Origin of the sequence: Pseudomonas oryzae (assembly GCF_900104805.1) — a bacterium.
GTDB classification, from domain to species: domain Bacteria; phylum Pseudomonadota; class Gammaproteobacteria; order Pseudomonadales; family Pseudomonadaceae; genus Geopseudomonas; species Geopseudomonas oryzae.
The window spans coordinates 150,260-175,141 of record NZ_LT629751.1 but is presented as its reverse complement, the minus strand read 5'-3'; the positions used below and the strand labels follow the sequence as shown (position 1 = coordinate 175,141).

24 protein-coding genes are annotated in these 24,882 nt (G+C 67.7%); 10 read left to right on the top strand and 14 right to left on the bottom strand.

The genetic code is table 11. From position 1 onward, the window contains the following. Position 1 precedes the first annotated feature (1 nt). From BLT78_RS00890 to BLT78_RS00880, 3 genes are all read right to left on the bottom strand, one after another. Entirely contained in the window at positions 2-682 is a 681-nt protein-coding gene (locus tag BLT78_RS00890; RefSeq protein WP_090347177.1) for a class I SAM-dependent methyltransferase, read from the bottom strand. Between the two features lie 92 nt (positions 683-774). Next, positions 775-2,040, bottom strand: a complete 1,266-nt coding sequence (locus BLT78_RS00885; protein ID WP_090347176.1) for a sensor histidine kinase — start codon at positions 2,038-2,040, stop codon at positions 775-777. After that, the gene (locus BLT78_RS00880) at positions 2,030-2,713 is read right to left on the bottom strand and encodes a response regulator transcription factor (RefSeq protein WP_090347175.1); all 684 of its coding nucleotides are present in this window, start codon (positions 2,711-2,713) and stop codon (positions 2,030-2,032) included. The genes BLT78_RS00885 and BLT78_RS00880 overlap by 11 nt, the downstream gene beginning before the upstream one ends. Positions 2,714-2,877: 164 nt before the next feature. Between BLT78_RS00880 and BLT78_RS00875 the strand changes: the two genes are divergently transcribed. Further along, positions 2,878-4,857: an LTA synthase family protein gene (locus BLT78_RS00875; RefSeq protein ID WP_090347174.1), complete on the top strand. Its 1,980-nt coding sequence runs from the start codon at positions 2,878-2,880 to the stop codon at positions 4,855-4,857. Then, the gene (locus tag BLT78_RS00870) at positions 4,857-5,606 is read left to right on the top strand and encodes a phosphatase PAP2 family protein (protein ID WP_231975664.1); all 750 of its coding nucleotides are present in this window, start codon (positions 4,857-4,859) and stop codon (positions 5,604-5,606) included. The genes BLT78_RS00875 and BLT78_RS00870 overlap by 1 nt, the downstream gene beginning before the upstream one ends. Positions 5,607-5,675: 69 nt before the next feature. On the opposite strand, the gene groL is transcribed toward BLT78_RS00870, so the two are convergent. The 3 genes from groL to BLT78_RS00855 form a co-directional block, all read right to left on the bottom strand. Then, positions 5,676-7,316: a chaperonin GroEL gene (groL, locus tag BLT78_RS00865; protein WP_090347173.1), complete on the bottom strand. Its 1,641-nt coding sequence runs from the start codon at positions 7,314-7,316 to the stop codon at positions 5,676-5,678. 53 nt (positions 7,317-7,369) lie between these two features. Then, positions 7,370-7,663, bottom strand: coding sequence for a co-chaperone GroES (locus BLT78_RS00860; RefSeq protein WP_090347172.1), 294 nt, complete (start codon positions 7,661-7,663; stop codon positions 7,370-7,372). 193 nt (positions 7,664-7,856) lie between these two features. Further along, on the bottom strand, positions 7,857-8,297 hold the full coding sequence (locus BLT78_RS00855) for an FxsA family protein (RefSeq protein WP_090347171.1): 441 nt from the start codon (positions 8,295-8,297) through the stop codon (positions 7,857-7,859). 279 nt (positions 8,298-8,576) lie between these two features. Here BLT78_RS00855 and BLT78_RS00850 point away from each other — a divergent pair, with 279 nt between their 5' ends. Next, entirely contained in the window at positions 8,577-9,335 is a 759-nt protein-coding gene (locus BLT78_RS00850) for an SDR family oxidoreductase (protein WP_090347170.1), read from the top strand. A gap of 37 nt (positions 9,336-9,372) precedes the next feature. On the opposite strand, the gene BLT78_RS00845 is transcribed toward BLT78_RS00850, so the two are convergent. Next, entirely contained in the window at positions 9,373-10,377 is a 1,005-nt protein-coding gene (locus BLT78_RS00845; RefSeq protein WP_090352065.1) for a DUF481 domain-containing protein, read from the bottom strand. 122 nt (positions 10,378-10,499) lie between these two features. Here BLT78_RS00845 and BLT78_RS00840 point away from each other — a divergent pair, with 122 nt between their 5' ends. Together BLT78_RS00840 and BLT78_RS00835 are read left to right on the top strand one after the other, a co-directional pair. Further along, positions 10,500-10,847 (top strand): MGMT family protein, encoded by a 348-nt coding sequence (locus tag BLT78_RS00840; RefSeq protein ID WP_090347169.1) that lies wholly within the window; start codon positions 10,500-10,502, stop codon positions 10,845-10,847. A 40-nt stretch (positions 10,848-10,887) separates the two neighbouring features. Further along, the gene (locus BLT78_RS00835) at positions 10,888-12,441 is read left to right on the top strand and encodes an AmpG family muropeptide MFS transporter (RefSeq protein ID WP_090347168.1); all 1,554 of its coding nucleotides are present in this window, start codon (positions 10,888-10,890) and stop codon (positions 12,439-12,441) included. A gap of 75 nt (positions 12,442-12,516) precedes the next feature. On the opposite strand, the gene BLT78_RS00830 is transcribed toward BLT78_RS00835, so the two are convergent. After that, positions 12,517-12,996, bottom strand: coding sequence for a YajQ family cyclic di-GMP-binding protein (locus BLT78_RS00830; protein WP_090347167.1), 480 nt, complete (start codon positions 12,994-12,996; stop codon positions 12,517-12,519). Between the two features lie 139 nt (positions 12,997-13,135). Between BLT78_RS00830 and BLT78_RS00825 the strand changes: the two genes are divergently transcribed. From BLT78_RS00825 to BLT78_RS00810, 4 genes are read left to right on the top strand one after another with little or no spacing between them, the layout of a single operon-like run. Beyond that, positions 13,136-14,098, top strand: coding sequence for a GGDEF domain-containing response regulator (locus tag BLT78_RS00825; RefSeq protein WP_090347166.1), 963 nt, complete (start codon positions 13,136-13,138; stop codon positions 14,096-14,098). After that, positions 14,095-15,006, top strand: a complete 912-nt coding sequence (locus BLT78_RS00820) for a putative 2-dehydropantoate 2-reductase (protein WP_172830754.1) — start codon at positions 14,095-14,097, stop codon at positions 15,004-15,006. Before BLT78_RS00825 ends, BLT78_RS00820 begins: the two co-directional genes overlap by 4 nt. 50 nt (positions 15,007-15,056) lie before the next feature. Beyond that, positions 15,057-15,635, top strand: a complete 579-nt coding sequence (locus BLT78_RS00815) for a cob(I)yrinic acid a,c-diamide adenosyltransferase (protein ID WP_090347165.1) — start codon at positions 15,057-15,059, stop codon at positions 15,633-15,635. Further along, the gene (locus BLT78_RS00810; RefSeq protein WP_090347164.1) at positions 15,632-15,856 is read left to right on the top strand and encodes a DUF3820 family protein; all 225 of its coding nucleotides are present in this window, start codon (positions 15,632-15,634) and stop codon (positions 15,854-15,856) included. Before BLT78_RS00815 ends, BLT78_RS00810 begins: the two co-directional genes overlap by 4 nt. A 123-nt stretch (positions 15,857-15,979) precedes the next feature. Here BLT78_RS00810 and BLT78_RS00805 read toward each other — a convergent pair whose 3' ends face one another. The 4 genes from BLT78_RS00805 to BLT78_RS00790 all read right to left on the bottom strand — a co-directional run bounded on the left by BLT78_RS00805 (position 15,980) and on the right by BLT78_RS00790 (position 22,069). Then, on the bottom strand, positions 15,980-16,921 hold the full coding sequence (locus BLT78_RS00805; RefSeq protein WP_090347163.1) for a Nudix family hydrolase: 942 nt from the start codon (positions 16,919-16,921) through the stop codon (positions 15,980-15,982). Between the two features lie 52 nt (positions 16,922-16,973). Further along, positions 16,974-18,191 carry a bifunctional glutamate N-acetyltransferase/amino-acid acetyltransferase ArgJ gene (gene argJ, locus BLT78_RS00800; protein WP_090347162.1) on the bottom strand — a complete coding sequence of 406 codons (1,218 nt, stop codon included), beginning with the start codon at positions 18,189-18,191 and terminating at the stop codon, positions 16,974-16,976. Between the two features lie 103 nt (positions 18,192-18,294). Beyond that, entirely contained in the window at positions 18,295-21,033 is a 2,739-nt protein-coding gene (secA, locus tag BLT78_RS00795) for a preprotein translocase subunit SecA (RefSeq protein ID WP_090347161.1), read from the bottom strand. A 115-nt stretch (positions 21,034-21,148) separates the two neighbouring features. Then, the gene (locus BLT78_RS00790; RefSeq protein ID WP_090347160.1) at positions 21,149-22,069 is read right to left on the bottom strand and encodes a M23 family metallopeptidase; all 921 of its coding nucleotides are present in this window, start codon (positions 22,067-22,069) and stop codon (positions 21,149-21,151) included. 71 nt (positions 22,070-22,140) lie between these two features. Between BLT78_RS00790 and BLT78_RS00785 the strand changes: the two genes are divergently transcribed. Next, complete coding sequence (locus BLT78_RS00785) at positions 22,141-22,608, top strand: DUF721 domain-containing protein (RefSeq protein WP_090347159.1); 468 nt, start codon at positions 22,141-22,143, stop codon at positions 22,606-22,608. Positions 22,609-22,672: 64 nt separating this feature from the next. On the opposite strand, the gene lpxC is transcribed toward BLT78_RS00785, so the two are convergent. After that, on the bottom strand, positions 22,673-23,584 hold the full coding sequence (lpxC, locus tag BLT78_RS00780; protein ID WP_090347158.1) for a UDP-3-O-acyl-N-acetylglucosamine deacetylase: 912 nt from the start codon (positions 23,582-23,584) through the stop codon (positions 22,673-22,675). 111 nt (positions 23,585-23,695) lie between these two features. Then, a complete protein-coding gene (gene ftsZ, locus BLT78_RS00775; RefSeq protein ID WP_090347157.1) occupies positions 23,696-24,862 on the bottom strand; it encodes a cell division protein FtsZ in 1,167 nt (388 codons plus the stop codon). Between the last annotated feature and the right edge of the window lie 20 nt (positions 24,863-24,882).

Below are 24,882 nucleotides of genomic sequence, written 5' to 3'. Positions count from 1 at the left end.
TTCACACCTTGCGCAGCACGTAGACCCGCCACATGGCGTAGCCGGGCAGGAAATCGGAGTGACCGTCGATGCGGAAGCCCGCGGCGTGGAACTCCTGCTCGATCTGCTGGCGGGCGATCACGAAGCGGTTCTGGTAGTCGCCGACCTTGCCCGCGGCGCGGCGCCGACGCTCGAGGCGGCGCCGCTTCCAGGCCTTGTAGTTGCCGTCCACCCACAGCGAGAGGATCACGCTGTCGCGGCTCACCCGGTGGAACTCGCGGAGCATGAGCGCGCGGTCGGCGGCCTCGCCGATGTGGTGCAGCAGGCGCATGCAGAAGATGCTGTCCACGGCGTTGTCCGGCAAATCGATGGCGAAGGCCGAGGTCTGCAGCGGCTTGACCCGGCGCACCACCTCCGCCGGCAGGGAGGCGCAGGCCACCTCCAGCATCTGCGCCGAGTTGTCGGCGCCGATGATCACCCGGTTGGCCTTCTCCGCCAGCAGCGGCCAGAACCGCCCGGCCCCGCACGGCAGGTCGAGGACCAGGCCGGGATCGCCGGCGCGCTTGAGGGCGCGCCGCGCCAGCTGCACGTCGCGCCAGTGCGACAGCCGGCGGGCCAGGCCGTCCTGGTGCTTCTCGAAGTACTGCTGGGCGTGTTCGGCGTCGTATTTGCGCGAAAAGGCGAGATCGACGGGGTCGGACATGGGACGGCTTCCGGCTTGAAGAGACCCGTGCAGCCTAGGTCCGGCACCGTCATCCGCCCGTCATGCCCTTGTGAAAAAACCGTCAAACGCCGTTACAGGGCCACCTCGAACCGGCAGCCGTGCGGCTCGACCGGCAGCAGGCGAATCCGCCAGCCCTCCTGGGCGCAGATCCGCTGCACCAGCGACAGACCCAGCCCCAGGCCGTCGCCGCGCTCGCGCTCGCCACGCACGAAGGGCTCGAACACCGACTCGCGCAGCGCTTCGGGAATCCCTGCACCGCTGTCCTCGACGCTGGCGCCATCGGTGCGCAGACTCAGGCGGATGTAGCCGCTCTCGGTGTAGTGCCAGGCGTTGCGCAGCAGGTTGCCGAGCACCGCGCGCAGCAGCGGCGCGTTGTACAGCGTGGGGGCGTCGTCGGCGGCGACATAGTCCAGGCGCAGGCCCTTGGCCTCGATCGGCTCGCGCCACTGCGCCACCAGCTCGTCGGCGATCTGGCGCAGGGTCGCCTGCGGCGTGCCGCTGTCCTGGCCGGACTGGGCGCGCGCCAGCTGCAGGAAGGTCTGCACCAGTTCGCGCATCTCGCCGGTGGCGCGGGCCATGCGCTGCACCTGGCGCCTGGCCGGCTCGTTGAGCCCCGGGTACTCGAGCAGCAGCTCGCAGGAGCTGGCCAGCACCATCAGCGGCGTGCGCAGTTCGTGGCTGACGTCGCTGGTGAACAGCTGCTCGCGGTTGAGCGCCTGGCGCAGCTGGCTGAGGGTGGCGTCGAAGGCCGCGGCCAGCTGGCCGACCTCGTCGGGCACGTAGTCCGGCGCCAGCGGCGGGGCCAGCGCCAGCAACTGGTCGCGGTGCCGCACCTGGCGCGCCAGACGGATCACCGGCGACATCACCCGACGCGCCAGCAACCAGCCGAGCAGCGCGGCGAGCAGCAGGCTGACCAGGAAGCCGACCACCACCACCACGTACATCAGCAGCTCGCGCCGCTCGAAGTCGCTCTGATCCTGCAACAGCACGTAGCGGCGACCATCGACGATGCGGACCATAGCGTGCCAGGAGCTGTCACTGCGGAACACCTCGTGGAAGCCTTCGCCCAGCCCCTCGAGATCGGCCGGCATGGCGAATTCCTCGAGACCGTCGGTGAAGTGGAACAGCTGGTCGGGACGCGGCTGGGCACGCCACTCGTCCATGGTCTCCATCTTCAGCAGGCGGTCGAGATCGCGCCCCAGCTGCGCCGAGAGCAGGCGCTCCTCGACCAGGTGCACGGTGACCACGGTACCGACGGCGAAGGTGCCGGCCACCAGCAGGGTGACCAGCACGAAGCCGATGACGATGCGCTGGGCGAGGCTGGGCTTAAACTTCATCGGAACTCTCGGCCAGGCGATAGCCGACGCCGTGCACGGTGTGCAGCAGCGGGCGCGGGAACGGCTTGTCGATCACCTGGCGCAGCTGGTGGATGTGGCTGCGCAGGCTGTCGCTGTCCGGGCAGTCGTCGCCCCACAGCGATTCCTCCAGCGACTCGCGGCGCAGCACGTGCGGGCTCTTCTGCATCAGCAGGGCGAGCAGCTTGAGGCCCAGCGGGTTGAGCTTGAGACGCCGGCCGGCGCGGGTCACTTCCAGCGTGTCGAGATCGTAGTGCAGGTCGGCGACCTGCAGCTCGCGCCGCGCGCCGCCATGACTGCGGCGCAGCACCGCCTCGATGCGCGCGGCCAGTTCGGACAGGGCGAACGGCTTGATCAGGTAGTCGTCGGCGCCGGACTGGAAGCCCTGCAGGCGGTCGTCGAGCTGGTCGCGGGCGGTCAGCATGATCACCGGCACGCCGCTGCGCGCCTCCTCGCGCAACCGGCGGCACAGGCTGTAGCCGTCGAGGCCCGGCAGCATGACGTCGAGCACCAGCAGGTCGTAGTGGTTGCTGACCGCCAGATGCAGGCCGGATAGCCCGTCCTGGGCGCAGTCGACGCTGTAGCCCTTGAGGGTCAGGTAGTCGGCCAGGTTGGCCAGGATGTCGCGGTTGTCTTCGACCAGCAGGATACGCATGTGCTTGCCTCTTGCCGCCGCCTGGCGCGGCAGGGTTGGGATTGCTCAGGGCTGCCACGTTAACCAACGAGGGCCGGGTTTTACAGTTTTTTCACCCCTCGCTCACGCCCCGCCAACGGCTACGGGAGCAGGCTGCGCGCGCTCAAACTTTCCGGAACCGTCCCATGCCATTGCCGCGCTCCGCCCCGCTTCGCTATCTATCGCTGCTCCTCGCCTGCTGGCTGGGAGTCTTCGTCCTGACCCGCAGCGCCCTGCTGATCACGCACTGGTCGGAAGCCGCCACCTCCGCCGCCGGCCTAGCGCGGCTATATCTGACCGGCCTGGCCTACGACCTCGGCTTCCTCGCCTATGCCAGCCTGCCGCTGGGGTTGTACCTGCTGCTCTGCCCGGCCGGCCTGTGGCAACGCCCGGGCCACCGCCTGTGGCTGCACGCGCTGCTGGCCGCCAGCCTGTTCGCCATGCTGTTCACCGCGCTGGCCGAGTGGCTGTTCTGGGACGAGTTCGGCGTGCGCTTCAACTTCATCGCCGTCGACTACCTGGTCTACTCCGACGAAGTGCTGCACAACATCCTCGAGTCCTATCCGGTATTTCGCCTGCTCGGCGCCATCGCAGCCCTGGCCGTAGCACTCGCCCTGCTCCTGCGCCCCCTGAGCGGTCGCGCCCTGGCCAGCGCGATGCCGACGCCGCGCCAACGCCTGGCGGCTGTCGCCGTGCTGGCTGCCGGTGCCGGCCTGGCTCTGGGGCTGCTCGACCAGCAGCATCCACGCGGGCTGGGCGGCAACGCCTACCAGCACGAGCTGGCCAACAACGGCCCGTACCAGTTCTTCGCCGCCTTCCGCAACAACGAACTGGATTACCCGCAGTTCTACCCCACCCTTGCGGACGAGCAGGCGGCCAAGATCCTCCGTGACGAGCTGCAGGAGCCGAATGCGCGCTTCGACGAGCGCGCGCCGCTGGATATCCGCCGGCAGATCGACAACCCCGGCCCACCCAGCAAGCTCAACGTCGTGCTGGTGACCATCGAGAGCCTGTCCGCCAAGTATCTGGGCAGCTTCGGCGACCCGCGCGGCCTGACCCCCAACCTGGACCGCCTGCGCCAGCAAAGCCTGTTCTTCAGTAACTTCTACGCCACCGGCACCCGTACCGACCGCGGCCTGGAGGCCATCACCCTGTCGGTGCCGCCCACGCCGGGGCGCTCCATCGTCAAGCGCATCGGGCGCGAAAGCGGCTACGCCAGCCTCGGCCAACAGTTCGCCGCCCAGGGCTACGACAGCGTGTTCGTCTATGGCGGACGCGGCTACTTCGACAACATGAACGCCTTCTTCGGCGGCAACGGCTACCGCATCGTTGACCAGAGCAGCGTGCCGAAGCAGGACATCCACTTCGCCAATGCCTGGGGCATGGCCGACGAGGATCTGTATGCCCAGGCGCTGAAGGTGGCCGACGCCGATCATGCCGCCGGCAAGCCGTTCCTGCTGCAACTGATGACCACCTCCAACCACCGCCCCTACACCTACCCGGACGGGCGCATCGACATCGCTTCCGGCGACGGTCGCGAAGGCGCGGTGAAGTACACCGACTGGGCGATCGGCGACTTCCTCGCCAAGGCGCGGCAGAAGCCCTGGTTCGACAACACCGTGTTCGTCTTCGTCGCCGACCACTGCGCGGGCAGTGCGGGCATGGAGGACCTGCCGGTCGCCAACTACCACATCCCGCTGTTCATCCATGCGCCGAAATGGGTCGCGGCTCGCGAGGACGGTCAGCTGGCCAGCCAGATCGACCTGGCGCCGACCCTGCTCGGCCTGCTCGGGGCAGACTACGAGTCGACCTTCTTCGGTCGCGACCTGTTGCAGCCGCACAGCAATCCGCCACGGGTGCTGATCGGCAACTACCAGCATCTGGGCCTGTTCGACGGCCACGATCTGGCGATCCTCAGTCCCAATCGCCTGATGCGCCGGCATGACGACGCCCTCGGCGCCAGCCGCGAGCACGCCGCCCGGCGCGACGATGCGCTGATCGCGCGTGACATCGCCTACTACCAGGCCGCCAGCTACGACTTCAGCCACGGCCTGCTGGCCTGGCATGGCGGGCCGCGCCTGAGCCTGGCCGAGCGCGCCCAGCGCCGCCAGCAGGAGCACAACTGATGCGCCGTCCCCTGCTCCACTCGCGCCCGCTGCGCACCTGGCTGGCGCTGGGCCTGCCGCTGGGCCTGATGGCTCTGCTGCTGATCGTCGAGCCGACCCGGCTCGACTTCGCCCTGTCGGACCTGTTCTACCAGCCGGGCGTCGGTTTCAGCGGACGACACAGCGCCTTCCTCGAGGACTTCCTGCACGATCGCGCCAAGCAGGGCGTGATCCTCATCGGCGTCGTGGCCATCGTCGGCCTGCTGGCCAGCTGGCTACATCGCCCGTGGGCGGCCTGGCGGCGCACCTTCGGCTATCTGGTGCTGGGCATGGGCCTGTCCACGGCGATCGTCAACCCGATCAAGACCCTCACCGGAGTGCACTGCCCATGGGACCTCAGCCGCTACGGCGGCGCGGAGACCTTCACGCCGCTGCTCGCCGAGCGGGCACCCACCCTGCATCCCGGGCGCTGCTGGCCGGGCGGCCATGCCAGCAGCGGCTTCACCCTGTTCGCCCTGTACTTCGTCCTGCGCGACCGGCGGCCGCGCCTGGCGCGCGCCGCCCTGCTGTTCGCCCTCGGCCTGGGCAGCGTGTTCTCCATCGGCCGGGTGATGCAGGGGGCGCACTTCCTCTCGCACAACCTGTGGACCGCGCTGTTCGACTGGCTGATCTGCCTCGGCTGCTATCGCCTGCTGCTGTATCGCCCGCAGCAAGCGCTAGCGCAGAGCATTGCGCGCGACCTGGTGGCCGAGCACGAACCCGTCCGTTAGCCACCCGGGCATAAAAAAACCCCGCGCCAGGCGCGGGGTTTTTTTATGGGGCTGGAGAGGCCGGTCGGCTTACATCATGCCGCCCATGCCGCCCATGCCACCCATGTCCGGCATGGCCGGAGCGGCCTTGTCTTCCGGAATGTCGGCAACCATGGCTTCGGTGGTGACCATCAGGCCGGCGATGGAGGCGGCGGACTGCAGGGCAGTACGGGTCACCTTGGCCGGGTCGAGGATACCCATCTCGATCATGTCGCCGTACACGCCGGTGGCGGCGTTGTAGCCGAAGTTGCCGCTACCCTGCTTGACCTTGTCGACCACCACGCTCGGCTCGTCGCCGGCGTTGGCGACGATCTGGCGCAGCGGCGCTTCGACGGCGCGGCGCAGCAGGGCGATACCGACGTTCTGGTCTTCGTTGTCGCCCTTCAGGCCTTCGATGGCCTGCAGGGAACGCACCAGGGCGACACCACCGCCAGGCACCACGCCTTCTTCCACGGCAGCGCGGGTAGCGTGCAGGGCGTCTTCGACGCGGGCCTTCTTCTCTTTCATCTCGACTTCGGTGGCCGCACCGACCTTGATCACGGCAACACCGCCGGCCAGCTTGGCCAGACGCTCTTGCAGCTTCTCGCGATCGTAATCGGAGGAGGTTTCCTCGACCTGCTTGCGGATCTGCGCCACACGGGCTTCGATGTCGGCCTGGGCGCCAGCACCGTCGATGATGGTGGTGTTTTCCTTGTTCAGGACCACGCGCTTGGCGTTACCCAGGTGCTCCAGACCGGCGCCTTCCAGCGACAGGCCGACTTCCTCGGAGATCACGGTACCGCCGGTGAGGATGGCGATGTCCTGCAGCATGGCCTTGCGGCGATCGCCGAAGCCCGGCGCCTTGACCGCGGCGACCTTGACGATGCCGCGCATGTTGTTGACCACCAGGGTGGCCAGGGCCTCGCCCTCGACGTCCTCGGCGACGATCAGCAGCGGGCGACCGGCCTTGGCGACGGCTTCCAGCACCGGCAGCATTTCGCGGATGTTGGAGATCTTCTTGTCGACCAGCAGCAGCAGCGGGTTTTCCAGCTCGGCGGACATGGTGTCCGGCTTGTTGATGAAGTAGGGCGACAGGTAGCCACGGTCGAACTGCATGCCTTCGACGACCGACAGCTCGTTCTCCAGGCCCGAACCTTCCTCGACGGTGATCACGCCTTCCTTGCCGACCTTGTCCATGGCTTCGGCAATGATGTTGCCGATGGACTCGTCGGAGTTGGCGGAGATGGTGCCGACTTGGGCGATGGCCTTGGAGTCGGCGCACGGCTTGGCCAGTTCCTTGAGCTGGGCGACGATGGCGATGGTCGCCTTGTCGATGCCGCGCTTGAGGTCCATCGGGTTCATGCCGGCAGCGACGGCCTTGAGGCCTTCGTTGACAATGGCCTGGGCCAGCACGGTGGCGGTGGTGGTGCCGTCACCGGCCTGGTCGTTGGCCTTGGAGGCCACGTCCTTGACCAGCTGGGCGCCCATGTTCTCGAACTTGTCCTTCAGCTCGATTTCCTTGGCCACGGACACGCCGTCCTTGGTGATCAGCGGCGCGCCGAAGCTCTTGTCCAGCACCACGTTGCGGCCCTTCGGGCCGAGGGTGGCCTTGACGGCGTCAGCCAGGATGTTCACGCCGACCAGCATCTTCTTGCGAGCGGAATCGCCGAATTTGACTTCTTTAGCAGCCATGTTCTTCTAAACCTCGATTGGAATTCAGGAAATGCGCGAAAAGCGGCGGGAAATCAGTCTTCCAGGACGGCGAGGATTTCGCTCTCGCCCATCACCAGCAGGTCTTCGCCGTCGACCTTGATGGTGTTGCTGCCCGAGTACGGGCCGAACACCACCTTGTCACCGACCTTGACGGCCAGCGGGCGCACTTCGCCGTTGTCCAGAATACGACCGGCGCCGACAGCGACGACTTCACCGCGATTCGGCTTTTCGGCAGCGGAACCCGGCAGGACGATGCCACCTGCGGTCTTGGTTTCTTCTTCGCTGCGACGAATCACGACGCGGTCATGCAGAGGACGAAGCTTCATTGTCGATCTCTCCTAACAGGTTGTTTCCAGCTACCGGCGAGTTTCACCGGCGGGTTGGTAGATTCCGGCGTTGCCGGGAGCGCTGCGCGGGGCGCGGCGCGAAAGTCTGGGCGTCGATTGCCTCAAGCAATCCTGCGCTGACGGCTAGATGAGGGCCGGCAAGGGCATTTCAAGGGCCGCCGCGAAAATTTTTTCAGTCGTCGTGGCGCTGCCACTCGCCCTCGATGACCCGGGGCCGCGACTGGCCCGCTTCCGATTGCGACTGGCCGGGATGCGCACTACGCCGGCCGGCGCGGCGCACCAGACGCTCGCGCAATGCGTGACGGGTGAACGGCAGCAGGCACAGCAGGCCGAGCACATCGCTGATGAAGCCGGGCAGCAGCAGCAGGAAGCCGCCCAGCGCGAGCAGCAGGCCGTCGAGCATTTCCTCCTCGGGCGCCTCGCCGCTGAGCAGGCGCGCACGCGCCCGCCAGGCGGTGGCCGGCCCGGCGATGCGCAGCAGGAAACCGCCGGCCAGGGCGCTGGCGACGATCAGCAGCAGGGTGGCAAGGACGCCGATGCTACTGCCGACCTTGATCAGCACGGCGAGCTCGAGCAGCGGGAAGAGGATGAAAGCGAACAGCAGTGGGCGCATCGGTTCGGGGTTCCTGAACGGGCACAACGCCCGACTGTGACAGTAGATGGCGCCGCTGCCTAGGGAATTCAAGCCACACCGCCGCCGCCCGTCGTCCTGCGCCACGGGCGTGCCTGCACCGCGACATCATCCTGTTGACGCCGCCCACTCGTTATGCTGCACTGCAAAAGCCGACCAAGAAGCAACGCCTCGGCAGTCTCCGCCGTCGCGGAGCGGCCTTCACGGCACCCTAGCGAGGGCCAGCCAGGCGCTATAAACAGACCTATTCGGGGTTTCCTCATGCAACTACAAGAAAAAGTCATCATCGTCACCGGCGGCGGCCAGGGCCTCGGCCGCTCCATGGCCGAAGCCCTTGCCTGCCGCGGCGCAAAACTGGCGCTCGTAGACCTCAACCCGGAAAAGCTGGACCAGGCGGTGAGCGCCTGCCAGGCCAAGGGCGTCGAGGCGCGCGCCTACATCTGCAACGTCGCCGACGAAGCGCAGGTCGAGCAGATGGTCCAGCAGGTCGCCAGCGACTTCGGCGCCATCCACGGCCTGGTCAACAACGCCGGCATCCTGCGCGATGGCCTGCTGCTCAAAGTCAAGGATGGCGAGATCCAGAAGCTGTCGCTGGCGCAGTGGCAGGCGGTGATCGACGTCAACCTGACCGGGGTGTTCCTGTGCACCCGCGAAGTGGCGGCGAAGATGATCGAACTGAAGTGCGAGGGCGCCATCGTCAACATCTCCTCGGTCTCGCGCGCCGGCAACATGGGGCAGAGCAACTACTCCGCCGCCAAGGCCGGGGTCGCCTCGCTGACCGTGGTGTGGGCCAAGGAGCTGGCGCGCTACGGCATCCGCGTCGGCGCCATCGCCCCCGGCTTCATCGCCACCGAGATGGTCGCCAGCATGAAGCCCGAGGCGCTGGACAAGATGGCCTCGGCCATCCCGCTCAAGCGCCTGGGCCAGCCGGAAGAGATCGCCCATGCCGCGGCGTGGATCTTCGAGAACGACTACTTCACCGGCCGGGTGCTCGACCTCGACGGCGGTATCCGCCTGTAAGGCCGGCCAGCGTAGCGCGGGCGCCCCGGCGCCCGCGCTACCAGCCGACGCCGAAGCCGACGCTGTAGGTCGACTCGTCGATAGCCCCCTGCTCGCCACGCAACTGATCCCATTCGCCCTTGAGGTGCAGCGAGGCCCAGCTGGTGATCCTGTAGCGCAGGCCCAGGTCGCTCTCGAGCTTGTAGTCGATGGCATCGATGAACGGCACGCCCAGCTCGCCGTGGCTGAACAGCTCGAAGCGCTTGCCGAACAGGAAGCGGTTGTAGTCCCACTTGAAGCCCAGTGCGTACAGGCGCTCGTCGCCCCCCGTGGCAAAGTCCAGGTCGTGGCGATTGAGCAGCGACACCACCGAGAACGCCCCCAGCTCGTTGTCCCAGAACTGGTATCCCGGGCCGCTACCCAGGGTGCGCTGGATCCGCAGCTCGCCGATGCGGTCGCGCTCGTACTCGAACTTGCCCTGCCAGAACCAGTGCTCGCCGAGGAAGCGATCGAGCGCATACTCGGCAGCGGCGCTGTCCTCGGTTTCCGCCCCATCCTTGGATTCGCGGTCGTAGCTGGCGCTGAGGTTGTGCCGCCATTGGCCATGGCGGGCCTTGGTGCGCAGGTCGACGTCGAACTCCTCGACATCCTTGTCGGCCTGCTCGTATTCGAAGGCGAAGTCGGCACTACCGCTCCACACCCAGTCCTCGACCAAGGACCGCGGCGGCAGAATCTGCCTGATCCGCGCCAGCGCCACGTTGCGAGCCGCACCGTCGACCAGTTCGACCCGACCATCGGCAGCCCGCCGCAGCCCGCGGGCATGCTCGCCCGCACCGTCGTCGAGCCTGACCAGCAGCGCCTGCTCGCTCTCCAGGCTGGCCACCTGTTTCCAGTCCAGGCTCACGCTGCCGGCGTAGTCGGTCTCGAACAGCAGCCTGTCGCCATCGAACAGCTGGATACGTCCCGTCAGGCGATCGCCATTGTTAAGCCAGACGGTATCGGCCAGGGCCGGGACGGTGGTCAGGGACAGGCAGACAAGCAGCAACAGGGAGAGCGGACGCATGGGCATGCAGGTACAGGCAGGCGGAAAGCGCGCCATTATCCGCAGTCGCGCTGCGCGGACAACCCGCGGCGGCGCAGCAGGGGGTATGCTCTGGACATCAACCGCCGCCCGGGAGATCGCGCATGCACCCAGACTCCAGCGTCACCCCTGTCGATCCGCGTCGCAGCGCCCTCTACGCCACCCTGGCCCAGATCCCGCCAGGGCAGGTGCTCAGCTACGGGCAGCTCGGCGAACTGGCCGGACTCGGCCGTGCGGCACGCTGGGTGGGCCGCTGCCTCAGCCAGCTGCCGGCGGCCACCACCCTGCCCTGGCACCGGGTGGTGGCCGCTGGTGGCCGCCTGTCCCTGCCGTCCGGCACGCCCGCCGGCGACGAACAGCGCCGTCGCCTGCAGGCAGAGGGCGTAGTACTCATGGCCAACCGCCTGGACATCCGTCGGTACGGCTGGCATCCCGCACGGCAGAGCGGTTAGAGTGCGCGTTTTGCACCCGCAGCGGATCCAGCAGCACTCCATGCCCCGTCGAACCTGGCGCGAAGCCTTCGCCACCTATGCCAGCCCCTCTGCCCTTGCCCTTCTCCTGCTCGGCTTCGCCGCCGGCCTGCCGATGGTGCTGGTGTTCTCCACCCTGTCGGTGTGGCTGCGCGAGGCCGGGGTGGCGCGGGAAACCATCGGCTACGCCAGCCTGATCGGCCTGGCCTATGCCTTCAAGTGGGTATGGTCGCCGCTGCTCGACCAGTGGCGCCTGCCGCTGCTCGGCCGCCTGGGCCGCCGCCGCTCCTGGCTGGCCCTGTCGCAGCTGCTGGTCGCCGGCGGCCTGGCCGGCATGGCGCTGTTCGATCCGCAGACCCACCTGGCCTGGCTGATCGCCGTGGCCGTGCTGGTGGCCTTCGCTTCGGCCACCCAGGACATCGCCCTCGACGCCTATCGCCTGGAAATCGCCGAGGATACCCAGCAGGCCGCGCTGGCCGCCTGCTATACCACCGGCTACCGGGTGGCCATGCTGCTCGCCACCGCCGGCGCACTGTTCGTCGCCGAGGGCTTCGGCTCGGTCAGCGGCAACTACCAGTATCCGGCCTGGGCCGGGACCTACCTGCTGTTCGCCCTGCTGATGCTGCCGGGCCTGCTCACCACCCTGTGGATGAAGGAGCCGCCGGTACCGCAGCAGACCCAGCTGGCGGCCGCCCGCTACGGACTGGTCCACCAGCTGCTCTCGGTGCTGGTGCTGATCGTCCTGCTGATCTCGGTGCCGGCGATGTTCACCCAGTTCTACCGCAGCGACGTGCACAGCATGCTGCTCGACAAGGTGACCCTGCTCGACCTCTTCCGCGAGGACCGCGCCTTCCTGCGCGCCACCCTGTACACCGTGCTCACCCTGCTGTGCCTGTCGTCGCTCGGCCGCCGCGGCCTCGCCCCGGTCTTGACGCCGATCAGCGACTTCATCCACCGCTACCGCTGGCAGGCGCTGATCCTGCTCGGCCTGATCGCCACCTACCGCATGTCCGACACGGTGATGGGAGTGATGGCCAACGTGTTCTATGTCGACCTGGGCTTCAGCAAGGACCAGATCGCCAGTGTCAGCAAGCTGTTCGGCCTGGTGATGACCCTGTTCGGCGCCGGGGTCGGCGGGCTGCTGATCGTGCGCTTCGGCATCATGCCGATCCTGTTCCTCGGCGGCCTCGCCTCGGCAGCCACCAACCTGCTGTTCGCCATGCTCTCCGCCATGGGCCCCAACCTGCAGATGCTGGTGCTGACCATCTCCGCGGACAACTTCAGCGGCGGGCTGGCCACCGCCGCCTTCGTCGCCTACCTGTCGAGCCTGACCAACCTGCAGTTCTCCGCCACCCAGTACGCGCTGCTCAGCTCGATCATGCTGTTGCTGCCGCGCCTGATCGGCGGCTACTCGGGGGTGATGGTGGAGAAGCTCGGCTACGCCGACTTCTTCCTGGTCACCGCGCTGATCGGCGTGCCCACCCTGCTGCTGATCGGCCTGCAGTGGGGACGCGCTCGCCAGCAGCCCAACGGCAGCCACGGCGCGGCCGCCAGCGAGCCGCCGTCCGGCACCTGAGACGTTTGCCCCGCCTGAAACGCCAGGGGCCAGCCGTCGAGGCTGGCCCCTGCATGTGCCCCGGACGAACGCGGCTCAATCGCGGAAGTTGTTGAACTGCAGCGGCATGCCCAGCTCCTGACCACGCAGCAGGGCGATGGCTTCCTGCAGGTCGTCGCGCTTCTTGCCGGTGACGCGCACCTGCTCGCCCTGGATGGCGGCCTGGACCTTGAGCTTGGCGTCCTTGATCAGCGCGACGATCTTCTTCGCCAGCTCCTTGTCGATGCCCTCGCGCATCACCACGTCCTGCTTGACCACCTTGCCGGAGGCATAGGGGTCCTTGTACTCCAGGCACTGGATGTCGATCTTGCGCTTGACCAGGGCCAGCTTGAGGATCTCGATCATCTGCTCGAGCATGAAGTCGGCATCGGCGGTCAGGGTGACCGTCTTGTCCTTGAATTCGAAACTGCCCTTGCCGCGCAGGTCGTAGCGGCGGTCCAGCTCCTTGATGGCGTTGTCGACGGCGTTGGTGACTTCGTGCTTGTCCAGTTCGGACACGATGTCGAACGAGGGCATGGGTACTCTCCGATGAACGGCGCGACGGGCTTCACGGATGCGTCGCGCCTGGCTTGCGGTAAGAAAGAGCGCTCATTATAACTGAGGCCCGCCAGGTGCCACTTCGCGCACCGCCAGATCCCGCACGCGACGCCTACCGATGACCGATCCCAACCTCAGCATCCTCGTGGTCGACGATGCCCGGTTCTCCAGCATGCTGATTGGGCGTCTCCTCCAGCAGGCCGGCTACCACGACATCCGCTACGCCAGCAGCGCCAGCGAAGCGCTTGCCGCTCTCGACCAGCGCGCCGCCAACGTGCTGCTGGTCGACTGGATGATGCCGGAAATGGACGGACTGGAGCTGACCTCGCAGGTACGCCAGCTCGACGACTCCAGCGAGCACTACACCTACATCATCCTGCTCACCGGCAACGAGGGCGACAAGCTGGTGGCCGAAGCCTTCGACCGCGGCGTCGACGACTTCGTCAACAAGGCCACGGTGAACGAGCAGCTGGCGCCGCGTGTACAGGCCGCCGACCGCCTGTGCAGCGCCATGCAGCGCCTGCTGCGCGAGAAGCGCCAGCTGGCGCACAACATCACCAATCTCGAACAGCGCAACGTCGTCGATGCGCTGACCGGGGTGGGCAACCAGCGCTACCTGCGCCAGCACCTCGCCACCGCGCTGCGTCAGCTCGAGTCGCGCGGCGGCGCACTGTGCTACCTGCTGATCAGCCTGGAGAACCTCGCCGGCCAGGACGAGGGCCTGCAGCGCGAGGTGCAGTACAACGTCGCCCGTCGCCTGCAGCAGATGCTGCGCCCGCTGGACGCGGTGGCGCGCCTCGACGATCGCTACTTCGCCGCCGTGGCTATGGTCGACGACCTGCGCGAATGCAGTTCCAGCAGCTTCCGCCGCGTGCATGACGGTCTCAACCTCAAGGCGCTGAAGGTCAGCAGCGGCTTCTTCAGCCTGCAGGCGGCGGTCGGCATGGTCTGCATCGACGCCAGCGACTGTCCGCTGAAGGTCGACGAGGTCATCCAGGCCGCCTCCCGCCAGGTCGAGGAGGCCCGGCGCAGCGGGCGCATCGCCAGCCAGCGCCTGCAGCGCACCGCGAGCTCCCATTGACCTGGCACGTGCTGGGCGCCGGCAGCCTGGGCGGGCTGTGGGCGGCGCGCCTGGCCCGGGCGGGCCTGCCGGTCGCCCTGCTGCTGCGTGATCCGCAACGCCTCGCGCAGTTTCGCGCCGCCAGCGGTCTGACCCTCGAGCACGACGGCCAGCGTCAGACCCTGGCCCTGCCCGCGCAAACCCTCGCCGACGCCGCCCCGATCCGGCGGCTGCTGCTGGCGACCAAGGCCTACGACGCCATCGCCGCCGCCCGCAGCCTGGCGCCGCGGCTGGCGCCGGACGCCGAGGTGATCCTGCTGCAGAACGGACTTGGCAGCCAGGAGCAGGTCGCCGCGCTACTGCCGCAGGCGCGCTGCATCTTCGCCTCGAGCACCGAGGGGGCCTTCCGCAGTGGCGCCTTCGAGGTCACCTTCGCCGGCGCCGGGCACACCTGGCTCGGTACGGTGCCACCCTCCGCCGCGCCGGACTGGCTGGGCGAGCTGGCGCTGGCCGGGATTCCCGTCACCTGGAGCACCGACATCCTGGAGCGACTGTGGCGCAAGCTGGCGCTGAACTGCGCGATCAACCCGCTGACGGTGCTGTACGCCTGCCGCAACGGCGGCCTGCAGGCGCATGCCGGCGAAGTGGCGGCACTCTGCGCGGAGCTGGGCGCGCTGCTGAGCGCCTGCGGGCAGCCCGGGGCCGCCGCAGGCCTGCGGGAAGAAGTCGAGCGGGTGATCGCCGCCACCGCCGCCAACTACTCGTCGATGTACCAGGATGTCGCCGCCGGCCGGCGCACCGAGATCGCCTACCTGCTCGGCCACGCCTGCCGCGAAGCCGAGCGCCAGCAGCTCGACCTGCCGCTCCTGCAGGGGCTCGCGCAGCGCCTGCGCGCCCATCTGGCCGCGCGCGGATTGCCCCAGGACTGACAGACCGCTACCCTGCCGGCTCGCGCTTGCCAGTCAACAGGATACCGAGCATGGGCTACCGCCTGTCGAAGATCTACACCCGCACCGGCGATGCCGGGGAAACCGGCCTGGCCGACGGCCGCCGGGTGACCAAGGACCACCCGCGCATCGAGGCGATGGGCGAAGTCGACACCCTCAACAGCCAACTGGGCCTGTTGCTCGCCGAACTGGCCGAACAGCAGACCCAGTGGCCGGGTCTGCTCGAGATCAGCGAGGCGCTGGCCCCCTGCCAGCACCGGCTGTTCGACCTCGGCGGCGAGCTGGCGATGCCGGAGTACCAGGCGCTGCAGCAGCCGGAGGTGGCGCGCCTGGAACGGGCCATCGACGCCTGGAACGCGGAGGTCGGCCCGCTGACCAACTTCATCCTGCCCGGCGGCACGCGCCTGGTGGCCCAGGCGCACGTCTGCCGCAGCTTCGCGCGCAGCGCCGAACGCCGCTGCCAGCACCTCAACGCGGTCGAGCCGCTGCGCGGCGAGTGCCTGGCCTATCTCAACCGTCTCTCCGATCTGCTGTTCGTCGCCGCCCGGCTGATCGCCCGCCGGCAGAATGTCGCCGAAGTGCTCTGGCAGGCCGAGGCGCGCAGCGAGTGAAGCCGGAAGACCTGTTGCTGCTGGTCCGCCGGCAGATGCCGTTCGGCAAGTACCAGGGGCGGCTGATCAGCGAGCTGCCCGGCCACTACCTGGCCTGGTTCGCCCGCGAGGGCTTCCCGCGCGGCGAACTGGGACGGCTGCTGGCGCTGATGCACGAGATCGACCACAACGGTCTGCGTGGTCTGCTCGAGCCGCTGCGCCGGCCACCGCAGCAGCCGTAGGGTAGAAAACCCGCGCAGCGGTTTTCTACCGACTCACCTCGTCCCCGCGCCACGCGGTGGGCAATCGCTGCGCGAGTTGCCCACCCTACCCCAGCCGGCAGACATGGCTGCCAGCTTCGCCACTCACTCCGGCCAGAAGGCGCGGATGCCGGCCACGCCCTGGGCGCCGACCCGCCAGGCCCGCTCGGCATCGGCAGGGCCGACGCCACCGAGCAGGAACACCGGCTGGTTGAAACCGCGGATCAGCTCCTCTGCCACCTCCCAGCCCAGCGGAGTGGCCTCGGGATGGCTGCGGGTGGCCTGGACCGGCGACAGGGTGACGAAGTCGACGCCCATCTGCGCCGCCAGCGCCAGCTCCTCGGCAGTATGGCAGGAGGCCGCCAGCCAGCGCTCGCGAGGGAACGGCCGGCCGTTGGCTGCGTACTTGCGCAGCTGCGCCGCGGTCAGGTGCCAGCCGGCGGCGGGGAAATCGCCCAGCCACTCCAGCGGTCCCTTGAGCATCAGCTGCGCCTTGCCGGCGCACAGGCCCTGGATGTCGGTGGCCAGATCGCGATATTCGGGGCTGTACATGTTCGGCGCACGCAGCTGTAGCAGGCGGACGCCGCCGGCCAGCGCCTGGCCCACGCCACGCAGCAGCTCGGCGGGGGCGAGATCGTCCGGGGTGATCAGGTACTGCGCCGGCAGACGGGCGGCGGCGACGATCGGCCGGTTGGCCTCGGGAAACGCGTAGTCGGCCAGTTCGCGCGGCGCCACCCAGGCCAGCGGCTGGCCCTCTGCACCATGGGGCTCGCCGGTGAAGGCGGACACCTCGTGGACATCGAGCAGCACCGCGAGGTCGGGATAGTCGTGACGCACCTGGATCAGCGGACGGGAGGCCGTAACCTCGATGCCCAGCTCCTCGTGCAGCTCGCGCGCCAGCGCGACCTCCACCGCCTCGCCGGCCTCGACCTTGCCGCCGGGGAACTCCCACAGGCCGCCCTGGTGCTTGTGTTCGGGACGCCGGGCGATCAGCACCCGGCCGTCGGCGCCGCGGATCACCGCCGCGGCCACGTGCAGTCGTTTCATCTCGGAATGGCTCCGCGCAGCGCGCCGCCGGCTGGCGGCGCGCTCCTGCAGGTCAGGAACGGTACTCGGCGTTGATGCGCACGTACTCGTGGGACAGGTCGGTGGTCCAGATGGTCTCGCTGCACTCGCCGCGGCCCAGCTCGATGCGGATGGTGATCTCCTCGCGGGCCATCACCGCCGCGCCCTGCTCCTCGGTGTAGGTGGCGGCACGGCCGCCCTGGCTGGCGATGCACACCTCGCCGAGGAACACGTCGATCAGGCTGACATCCAGGTTGGGCACGCCGGCGTAGCCGACGGCGGCGAGGATGCGCCCCCAGTTGGGGTCGGAGGCGAACAGCGCGGTCTTGATCAGCGGCGAGTGGGCCACGGCATAGGCGACGTCCAGGCACTCCTGGTGGTTGCCGCCGCCGTTGACCTGCACGGTGACGAACTTGGTGGCGCCCTCGCCGTCGCGGACGATGGCCTGGGCCACTTCCATGAACACCTCGAACACCGCCTGCTTGAGCTTGGCGTACAGCTCGCCGCTCTTCTCGGTGATCTCCGGCAGGGCGGCCTGGCCGGTGGCGATCAGCATGCAGCAGTCGTTGGTCGAGGTGTCGCCATCGATGGTGATGCGGTTGAACGACTTGTTGGCGGCGTCGCGCACCAGGTCCTGCAGCACCTCACGGGCGACCTTGGCGTCGGTGGCGATGTAGCCGAGCATGGTAGCCATGTTCGGACGGATCATCCCGGCGCCCTTGCTGATGCCGGTGACGGTGACGGTCACGCCGTCGTGCTGGAACTGGCGGCTGGCACCCTTGGGCAGGGTGTCGGTGGTCATGATGCCTTCGGCGGCCTGCGCCCAGTGGTCGACGCTGAGGTCGGCCAGCGCGGTGGCCAGGGCGCCCTCGATCTTCTCGACCGGCAGCGGCTCGCCGATCACCCCGGTGGAGAACGGCAGCACGGCGCTCTCTGCCACACCGGCCAGCTCGGCGAGCTTGGCGCAGGCGCGACGGGCACGCACCAGGCCGTCCGGGCCGGTGCCGGCGTTGGCGTTGCCGGTGTTGGTCAGCAGGTAGCGCACCTCGCCGGCCAGGCGCTCACGGGTGATCAGCACCGGCGCGGCGCAGAAGGCATTGGTGGTGGTCACGCCGGCGATGGTCGAGCCCTCGGCGCAACGCATCACCACCACGTCCTTGCGACCGACGCGCTTGATGCCGGCCGAAGCGATGCCGAGTTCGAAGCCGGGAACCGGGTGCAGGGTGGGCAGAGGGCCAAGACCGACAGCCATGGGAAACTCCTTGAAAGGCGCACACGCGCAAGAATGATGGAATCACTATGGAAAACGCCGCGAGCGGCTGGGCCGGTCGCGGCGTGGGCAAGCCAGCGGACGGTCAGCTTACCTGACCGTGGCAGTGCTTGTATTTCTTGCCGGAGCCGCACGGGCACGGCTCGTTGCGGCCGATCTTCGGCTCCTGGCGCACGGCGACGGCCACCTCGGCCGGCTCGCCCGCGGCGGCGGCATCCGCCTCCGGCTGGTCCAGCGCCGGCGCGGCGGCGTGCTGGAACTGCATGCGCGCAGCCAGGGCCTCGGCCTCGCGGCGCAGGCGCTCTTCCTCTTCGGCCGGATCCTCGCGACGTACCTGGACGTGGGACAGCACGCGGATGGCGTCGCGCTTGATGCTTTCCAGCAGCTCCTGGAACAGGGCGAAGGACTCGCGCTTGTACTCCTGCTTGGGGTTCTTCTGCGCGTAACCGCGCAGGTGGATACCGTGGCGCAGGTGATCCATGGTGGACAGGTGTTCCTTCCACAGATCGTCGAGCACACGCAGCAGGATCTGCTTCTCGAAGGTGCGCAGCGCCTCGGCGCCGGCCAGCTCTTCCTTCTCCTGATAGGCCTTGACCAGTTCGGCGAGGATGCGCTCGCGTAGGGTTTCCTCGTACAGCCTCTCGTCCTCGTCGAGCCACTGCTGGACCGGCAGGTGCAGACCGAAGTCCCCCTGCAGGGCGGCCTCAAGGCCGGCCACGTCCCACTGCTCGGGCAGCGACTGCGGCGGAATGTGCGCGTCGATGACCCGTGCCAGCACCTCGGCGCGGAACTCGGCGATGGTCTCGCCGACGTTCTCCGCGGCCAGCAGGCTGTTGCGCATGTGGTAGATCACCTTGCGCTGCTCGTTGGCCACGTCGTCGAACTCGAGCAGCTGCTTGCGGATGTCGAAGTTGCGGCCCTCGACCTTGCGCTGCGCCTTCTCGATGGCGTTGGTCACCATGCGGTGCTCGATGGCCTCGCCGGACTGCATGCCAAGGGCCTTCATGAAGTTCTTCACCCGGTCGGAGGCGAAGATGCGCATCAGGTTGTCTTCCAGCGACAGGTAGAAGCGGCTGGAGCCCGGGTCACCCTGGCGACCGGCGCGGCCACGCAGCTGGTTGTCGATACGCCGCGACTCGTGGCGCTCGGAGGCGATCACGTGCAGGCCGCCGGCCTCGATCACCTGCTGGTGGCGCTTCTGCCATTCGGTCTTGATCCGGGCGATCTGCTCCTCGCTCGGCTGCTCCAGGGCGGCGACTTCCACCTCCCAGTTGCCACCGAGCAGGATGTCGGTACCGCGACCGGCCATGTTGGTGGCGATGGTCACCGCGCCGGGACGACCGGCCTGGGCGATGATCTCGGCTTCCTTGTCGTGGTACTTGGCGTTGAGCACCTTGTGCTCGATGCCTTCCTTCAGCAGCAGCTGGGAAACGTATTCGGAGCTCTCGATCGAGGCGGTACCGACCAGCACCGGACGGCCCTGAGCCTGGCACTCCTTGACGTCGGCGATGATCGCCGCGTACTTCTCGTCCTGGGTCAGGTAGACCAGGTCGTTGAAGTCCTTGCGCGCGATCGGCTTGTTGGTCGGGATCACCACCACGTCGAGACCGTAGATCTGGCGGAACTCGAAGGCCTCGGTATCGGCGGTGCCGGTCATGCCGGCCAGCTTGCCGTACAGGCGGAAGTAGTTCTGGAAGGTGGTCGAGGCGAGGGTCTGGCTCTCGGCCTGGATCTGCACGCCCTCCTTGGCCTCGATGGCCTGGTGCAGGCCCTCGGACAGGCGGCGGCCCTGCATGGTGCGCCCGGTGTGCTCGTCGATCAGCACCACCTGGCCGTTCTGCACGATGTATTCGACGTTGCGGTGGAACAGGGTGTGCGCACGCAGCGCCGCATAGACGTGGGTCAGCAGGCTGAGGTTGTGCGCCGAGTAGAGGCTCTCGCCTTCGGCGAGCAGACCGGACTGGGTGAGCATGTCTTCGATGAACTGGTGCCCCTGCTCGGTGAGTTCGACCTGACGGGCCTTCTCGTCGATGCTGTAGTGGCCTTCCTGCTGCACCTCGCCGTCTTCGCCCGCGACCTGGCGCTTGAGCTGCGGGATCAGCTGGTTCATCTGCATGTACAGGCGCGAGCTGTCCTCGGCCGGACCGGAGATGATCAGCGGAGTGCGCGCCTCGTCGATGAGGATGGAGTCCACTTCGTCGACCACGGCGAAGTTCAGCTCGCGCTGGAACTTGTCATCCAGGCTGAAGGCCATGTTGTCGCGCAGGTAGTCGAAGCCGAATTCGTTGTTGGTGCCGTAGGTGATGTCGGCGGCGTAGGCGGCACGCTTGTCTACCGGGTCCTGGAACGGGCTGACCACACCGACGGAAAGCCCGAGGAACTCGTACAGCGGGCGCATCCAGTTGGCGTCGCGACGGGCCAGGTAGTCGTTGACCGTGACCACGTGCACGCCCTTGCCGGCCAGGGCATTGAGGTACACCGCCAGGGTGCCCACCAGGGTCTTGCCCTCGCCGGTGCGCATCTCGGCGATCTTGCCTTCGTGCAGGGTCATGCCGCCGATCAGCTGCACGTCGAAGTGACGCATGCCCATCACCCGCTTGCCGGCCTCGCGGGCCACGGCGAAGGCCTCGGGCAGCAGCTTGTCGAGCGTCTCGCCCTTGACCAGGCGCGCCTTGAACTCTTCGGTCTTGGCCCTGAGCTGCTCGTCGGAGAGCGCGACCATCTGCTCTTCCAGGGCGTTGATCGCCTGGACCGCCTTGGTCATGCGCTTGACTTCACGCTCGTTCTTGCTTCCAAAGAGTTTCTTCAACAAAGGCGCAAACATATCGGGAGGGTCTTCCATCTGTGGAAATGGAGGGCACCCCCGCGGAGTGCCCAGCGCCGCATGTGCGGCAGCGAAGCGGGCATTCTACTCGGAAATGCCGGCGAGGAAAGTCGCCTCAATCACTACGCGGAGTACGGGCAATATAGGCCTGCGGATCGACCTGCTGGCCGTTCTTCTTCACCTCGAAATGCAGGTGCGGTCCGGTGGAGCGACCGGTGCTGCCGACCAGGGCGATGACCTGGCCGCGCTGGACCAGATCGCCGACCTTCACCAGGTTGCGCTGGTTGTGCCCGTACAGGGTGGTATAGCCGTCGGCATGGCCGATCTCGACGACCCAGCCGTAACCGGACTTGCGCCCGGACCAGGTGACCACGCCGGCCGCCACCGCGACGATCTCGGTGCCGGGACGCGCCGCGAAGTCGACCCCCTTGTGCATCCGCGCGCGGCCGTGGAACGGGTCGCGGCGCCGGCCGAAGTCCGAGGACTGGTAGCCACCGATCAAAGGGCGACCGGCGATCAGCCGCGACTCCTCGAGGCGCCGCTCGGCGAACACCCGCTCCATGGCCTCCAGCTGCTGCTCGCGGTTGTCGACTCGCGCCAGCAGCGCATCCAGACTGCCGAGCACCTCGCCGTCGCTGAACGGCTCGCTGTCGAGCAACTCCTCGGGACCGCCCTGGCCGACCGGCAGGCTGAAGTCGAACTCCTCGCCATCCACCTCGGCCAGTTCCGCCAGGCGCTCGCCCAGGGCATCCAGACGGGTCATGCGTGCCTGCAGCTCGGCCAGGTGCACACCCAGGGCATCCAGCTGGCGCTGGGCGGTGGCGCGCGCCTCGGCCAGCTCCTGCGGCAATACCCGGGGCGGCTCGGCCAGAGCAGCGGCGCCCGGCCCGCCCTGCGGTCGCAACCAGGCACCCAGGGCGATGCCCGCCGCCAGGGTGCAACCCAGCAGCAGGCTGACCAGCAACAGGCCATGACGCGGGGCGAGGGTCAGCGAGCGTGCCGCGCCGTGGCGACGACTCATGAAGATGATGTGCATGGCGCATCCTGTAAGAAGGGGCGCGGTCGTTTTGCTAAGATGACCGCACCTTTTGTTCCAGGCGTCCTGCCATGTCTTTGCGTCCCCTACCCGCCCGAGCCCCCGCCGCCCTGCTGCGCGAAACCAGGACACTCAAGAACCTGCTGGGCGAGACGCAACGCCTCGCCCACCTGCAACAACTGCTGGAAAGTCAGCTGCAACCGGCGGCCCGCCCGCATTGCCGGGTGGCCACCTGGCGCGACGGCTGCCTGCTGCTGATAGTCACTGATGGCCAGTGGGCCACCCACCTGCGCTATCAGCAGAAACGCCTGCTGCGCCAGCTGCGGAACTTCAGGGAGTTCGAGAACTTAGCGAAGATCCTGTTCAAAGTTCAACCAACAGCTGCCGAAAGGCATGCCACCGGTCGAAATCCGACCCTGTCCAGCTCGGCCGCCCATACCCTGCTCAGCGCTGCCAGCGGCATCGAGGATCCCCGCCTGCGCGCCGCCCTCGAGCGCCTGGCCAGTCACACGGCCGAGCGGGATCCGAAGCGCCCCTGAACGCGCGGACGAAAAAAAAGGCCACCCGAGGGTGGCCTTGAGAAATAGGGGGAGAGTTTTTGTTTCAGACGGCAGCAGCGGGACGCATGTAGGAGATCGGCGCGGTGCTGGCGTCGTCGAAGGTCACCACCTCCCAGGCATCCGTCTCGGCGATCAGGGTGCGCAGGAGACGATTGTTGAGGGCGTGACCGGACTTGTGGCCGCGGAACTCGCCGATCAGGCTGTTGCCGAGCAGATACAGGTCGCCGATGGCGTCAAGGATCTTGTGCTTGACGAACTCGTCCTCGTAACGCAGGCCGTCTTCGTTGAGCACGCGGAACTCGTCGACCACGATGGCGTTGTCGACGCTGCCGCCGAGTGCCAGGTTCTGCGAACGCAGGAACTCGATGTCGCGCATGAAACCGAAGGTCCGCGCCCGGCTGACCTCCTTGACGAACGAGGTGCTGGAGAAATCGACGCAGGCACGCTGGGTGCGACCGCGGAACACCGGGTGGTCGAAGTCGATCTCGAAGCTCACCTTGAAACCGTCGAACGGCAGGAAGGTGGCGCTTTTGCCGCCCTCCTCGACGGTGACCTTGCGCTTGATGCGGATGAACTTCTTCGGCGCTTCCTGCTCCTGCAGACCAGCGGACTGGATCAGGAACACGAAGGGACCGGCGCTGCCATCCATAATCGGCACTTCCGACGCCGACAGCTCGATGTAGGCGTTGTCGATGCCCAGGCCAGCCATGGCCGAAAGCAGGTGCTCAACCGTATCCACCTTGACGTCACCCTTGACCAGCGTGGTCGACAGGGTGGTCTCACCGACGTTCTCGGCCCGGGCCGGGATTTCCACCACCGGATCGAGATCGGTGCGGCAGAACACGATGCCGGTATCCACCGGAGCCGGCTTCAGGGTGAGGTAGACCTTCTCCCCCGAATGCAAGCCGACGCCCGTGGCACGGATCGTGTTCTTCAAAGTGCGTTGTTTGATCATGGCTTTGGCCGTATCTGCACAAGTTGTGAACTGTTCTCAGCAATGGCGGGCATGATAGCAGAGCCCGCCTTTACTGAACACCAATCACGTCAACACCTCTGATATAGGAAATCAATCGGCCTGACGACGCAGGAAGGCCGGAATATCCAGATACTCGAGGTCTTCCTGGGTGTTGATCTTCACCGCGGCGGCGGCACCGCCGGCGCTGGACTTGCTGCGCATCACGGTCGGCTGATCGAAGTCGCGGTAGTTGAGCGAGGAGCTCTGCGGAGCCGGAGCGGCGGCCGGAGCGGTTTCCACCACCTTGACCGGCTTCTCCATCCGCGCGCCGAGGCCGGTGGCGACCACGGTGACGTGCAGCTCGTCGCGCATTTCCGGGTCGATGACCGCGCCGATCTTGACGGTGGCCAGCTCCGAGGTGAACTGCTCGATGATGCTGCCGACTTCGGTGTACTCGCCCAGCGACAGGTCGAGACCGGCGGTGATGTTGACCAGGATGCCGCGGGCGCCCTGCAGGTTGATGTCTTCCAGCAGCGGGTTGCGGATCGCCGCCTCGGCCGCCTCGCGGGCGCGGTTCGGGCCGCTGGCGTGGCCGGTACCCATCATCGCCATGCCCATCTCGCTCATCACGGTGCGCACGTCGGCGAAGTCGACGTTCATCAGACCCGGACGCTGCATGATGTCGGAGATGCCGCGCACCGCGCCGGCCAGCACGTCGTCGGCCTTGGCGAAGGCGGACAGCAGGGAAGCGTCCTTGCCGAGGATGGTCAGCAGCTTCTCGTTGGGGATGGTGATCAGCGAGTCGACATGCTCGGACAGGGCGCGGATGCCCTCGTCGGCGATCTGCATGCGCTTGCGACCTTCGAAGGGGAACGGGCGGGTGACCACGGCCACGGTGAGGATGCCCATCTCCTTGGCCACCTCGGCGATCACCGGTGCCGCACCGGTACCGGTGCCGCCGCCCATGCCGGTGGTGATGAACACCATGTTGGCGCCCTGCAGGACCTCGGCGATACGCTCGCGGTCCTCGATCGCGGCCTGGCGGCCGATATCCGGATTGGTGCCGGCACCCAGGCCCTTGGTGACGTTCATGCCCAGCTGCAGAATGGTCTTGGCCTCGACCTTCTTCAGCGCCTGGGCGTCGGTGTTGGCGCAGATGAAGTCGATGTCCTCGACCCCGCAGCGCAGCATGTGGTTGACCGCATTGCCACCGCCGCCGCCGACGCCGATGACCTTGATGACTGCATTCGATTGAACGCTATCGACCATTTCGAACATTTTTCCCTCTCCTCTCCCTC

Bases quoted from the DNA above. Each gene is read 5' to 3' on its own strand.
- groL (WP_090347173.1), bottom strand. From the start codon at position 7,316: ATGGCTGCTAAAGAAGTCAAATTCGGCGATTCCGCTCGCAAGAAGATG.
- BLT78_RS00890 (WP_090347177.1), bottom strand. From the start codon at position 682: ATGTCCGACCCCGTCGATCTCGCCTTTTCGCGCAAATACGACGCCGAA.
- BLT78_RS00805 (WP_090347163.1), bottom strand. From the start codon at position 16,921: ATGAAACGACTGCACGTGGCCGCGGCGGTGATCCGCGGCGCCGACGGC.
- BLT78_RS00860 (WP_090347172.1), bottom strand. From the start codon at position 7,663: ATGAAGCTTCGTCCTCTGCATGACCGCGTCGTGATTCGTCGCAGCGAA.
- BLT78_RS00850 (WP_090347170.1), top strand. From the start codon at position 8,577: ATGCAACTACAAGAAAAAGTCATCATCGTCACCGGCGGCGGCCAGGGC.
- BLT78_RS00835 (WP_090347168.1), top strand. From the start codon at position 10,888: ATGCCCCGTCGAACCTGGCGCGAAGCCTTCGCCACCTATGCCAGCCCC.
- lpxC (WP_090347158.1), bottom strand. From the start codon at position 23,584: ATGATCAAACAACGCACTTTGAAGAACACGATCCGTGCCACGGGCGTC.
- ftsZ (WP_090347157.1), bottom strand. From the start codon at position 24,862: ATGTTCGAAATGGTCGATAGCGTTCAATCGAATGCAGTCATCAAGGTC.
- secA (WP_090347161.1), bottom strand. From the start codon at position 21,033: ATGTTTGCGCCTTTGTTGAAGAAACTCTTTGGAAGCAAGAACGAGCGT.
- argJ (WP_090347162.1), bottom strand. From the start codon at position 18,191: ATGGCTGTCGGTCTTGGCCCTCTGCCCACCCTGCACCCGGTTCCCGGC.
- BLT78_RS00830 (WP_090347167.1), bottom strand. From the start codon at position 12,996: ATGCCCTCGTTCGACATCGTGTCCGAACTGGACAAGCACGAAGTCACC.
- BLT78_RS00845 (WP_090352065.1), bottom strand. From the start codon at position 10,377: ATGCGTCCGCTCTCCCTGTTGCTGCTTGTCTGCCTGTCCCTGACCACC.
- BLT78_RS00840 (WP_090347169.1), top strand. From the start codon at position 10,500: ATGCACCCAGACTCCAGCGTCACCCCTGTCGATCCGCGTCGCAGCGCC.
- BLT78_RS00880 (WP_090347175.1), bottom strand. From the start codon at position 2,713: ATGCGTATCCTGCTGGTCGAAGACAACCGCGACATCCTGGCCAACCTG.
- BLT78_RS00870 (WP_231975664.1), top strand. From the start codon at position 4,857: ATGCGCCGTCCCCTGCTCCACTCGCGCCCGCTGCGCACCTGGCTGGCG.
- BLT78_RS00790 (WP_090347160.1), bottom strand. From the start codon at position 22,069: ATGCACATCATCTTCATGAGTCGTCGCCACGGCGCGGCACGCTCGCTG.
- BLT78_RS00785 (WP_090347159.1), top strand. From the start codon at position 22,141: ATGTCTTTGCGTCCCCTACCCGCCCGAGCCCCCGCCGCCCTGCTGCGC.
- BLT78_RS00855 (WP_090347171.1), bottom strand. From the start codon at position 8,297: ATGCGCCCACTGCTGTTCGCTTTCATCCTCTTCCCGCTGCTCGAGCTC.
- BLT78_RS00825 (WP_090347166.1), top strand. From the start codon at position 13,136: ATGACCGATCCCAACCTCAGCATCCTCGTGGTCGACGATGCCCGGTTC.
- BLT78_RS00885 (WP_090347176.1), bottom strand. From the start codon at position 2,040: ATGAAGTTTAAGCCCAGCCTCGCCCAGCGCATCGTCATCGGCTTCGTG.
- BLT78_RS00815 (WP_090347165.1), top strand. From the start codon at position 15,057: ATGGGCTACCGCCTGTCGAAGATCTACACCCGCACCGGCGATGCCGGG.
- BLT78_RS00875 (WP_090347174.1), top strand. From the start codon at position 2,878: ATGCCATTGCCGCGCTCCGCCCCGCTTCGCTATCTATCGCTGCTCCTC.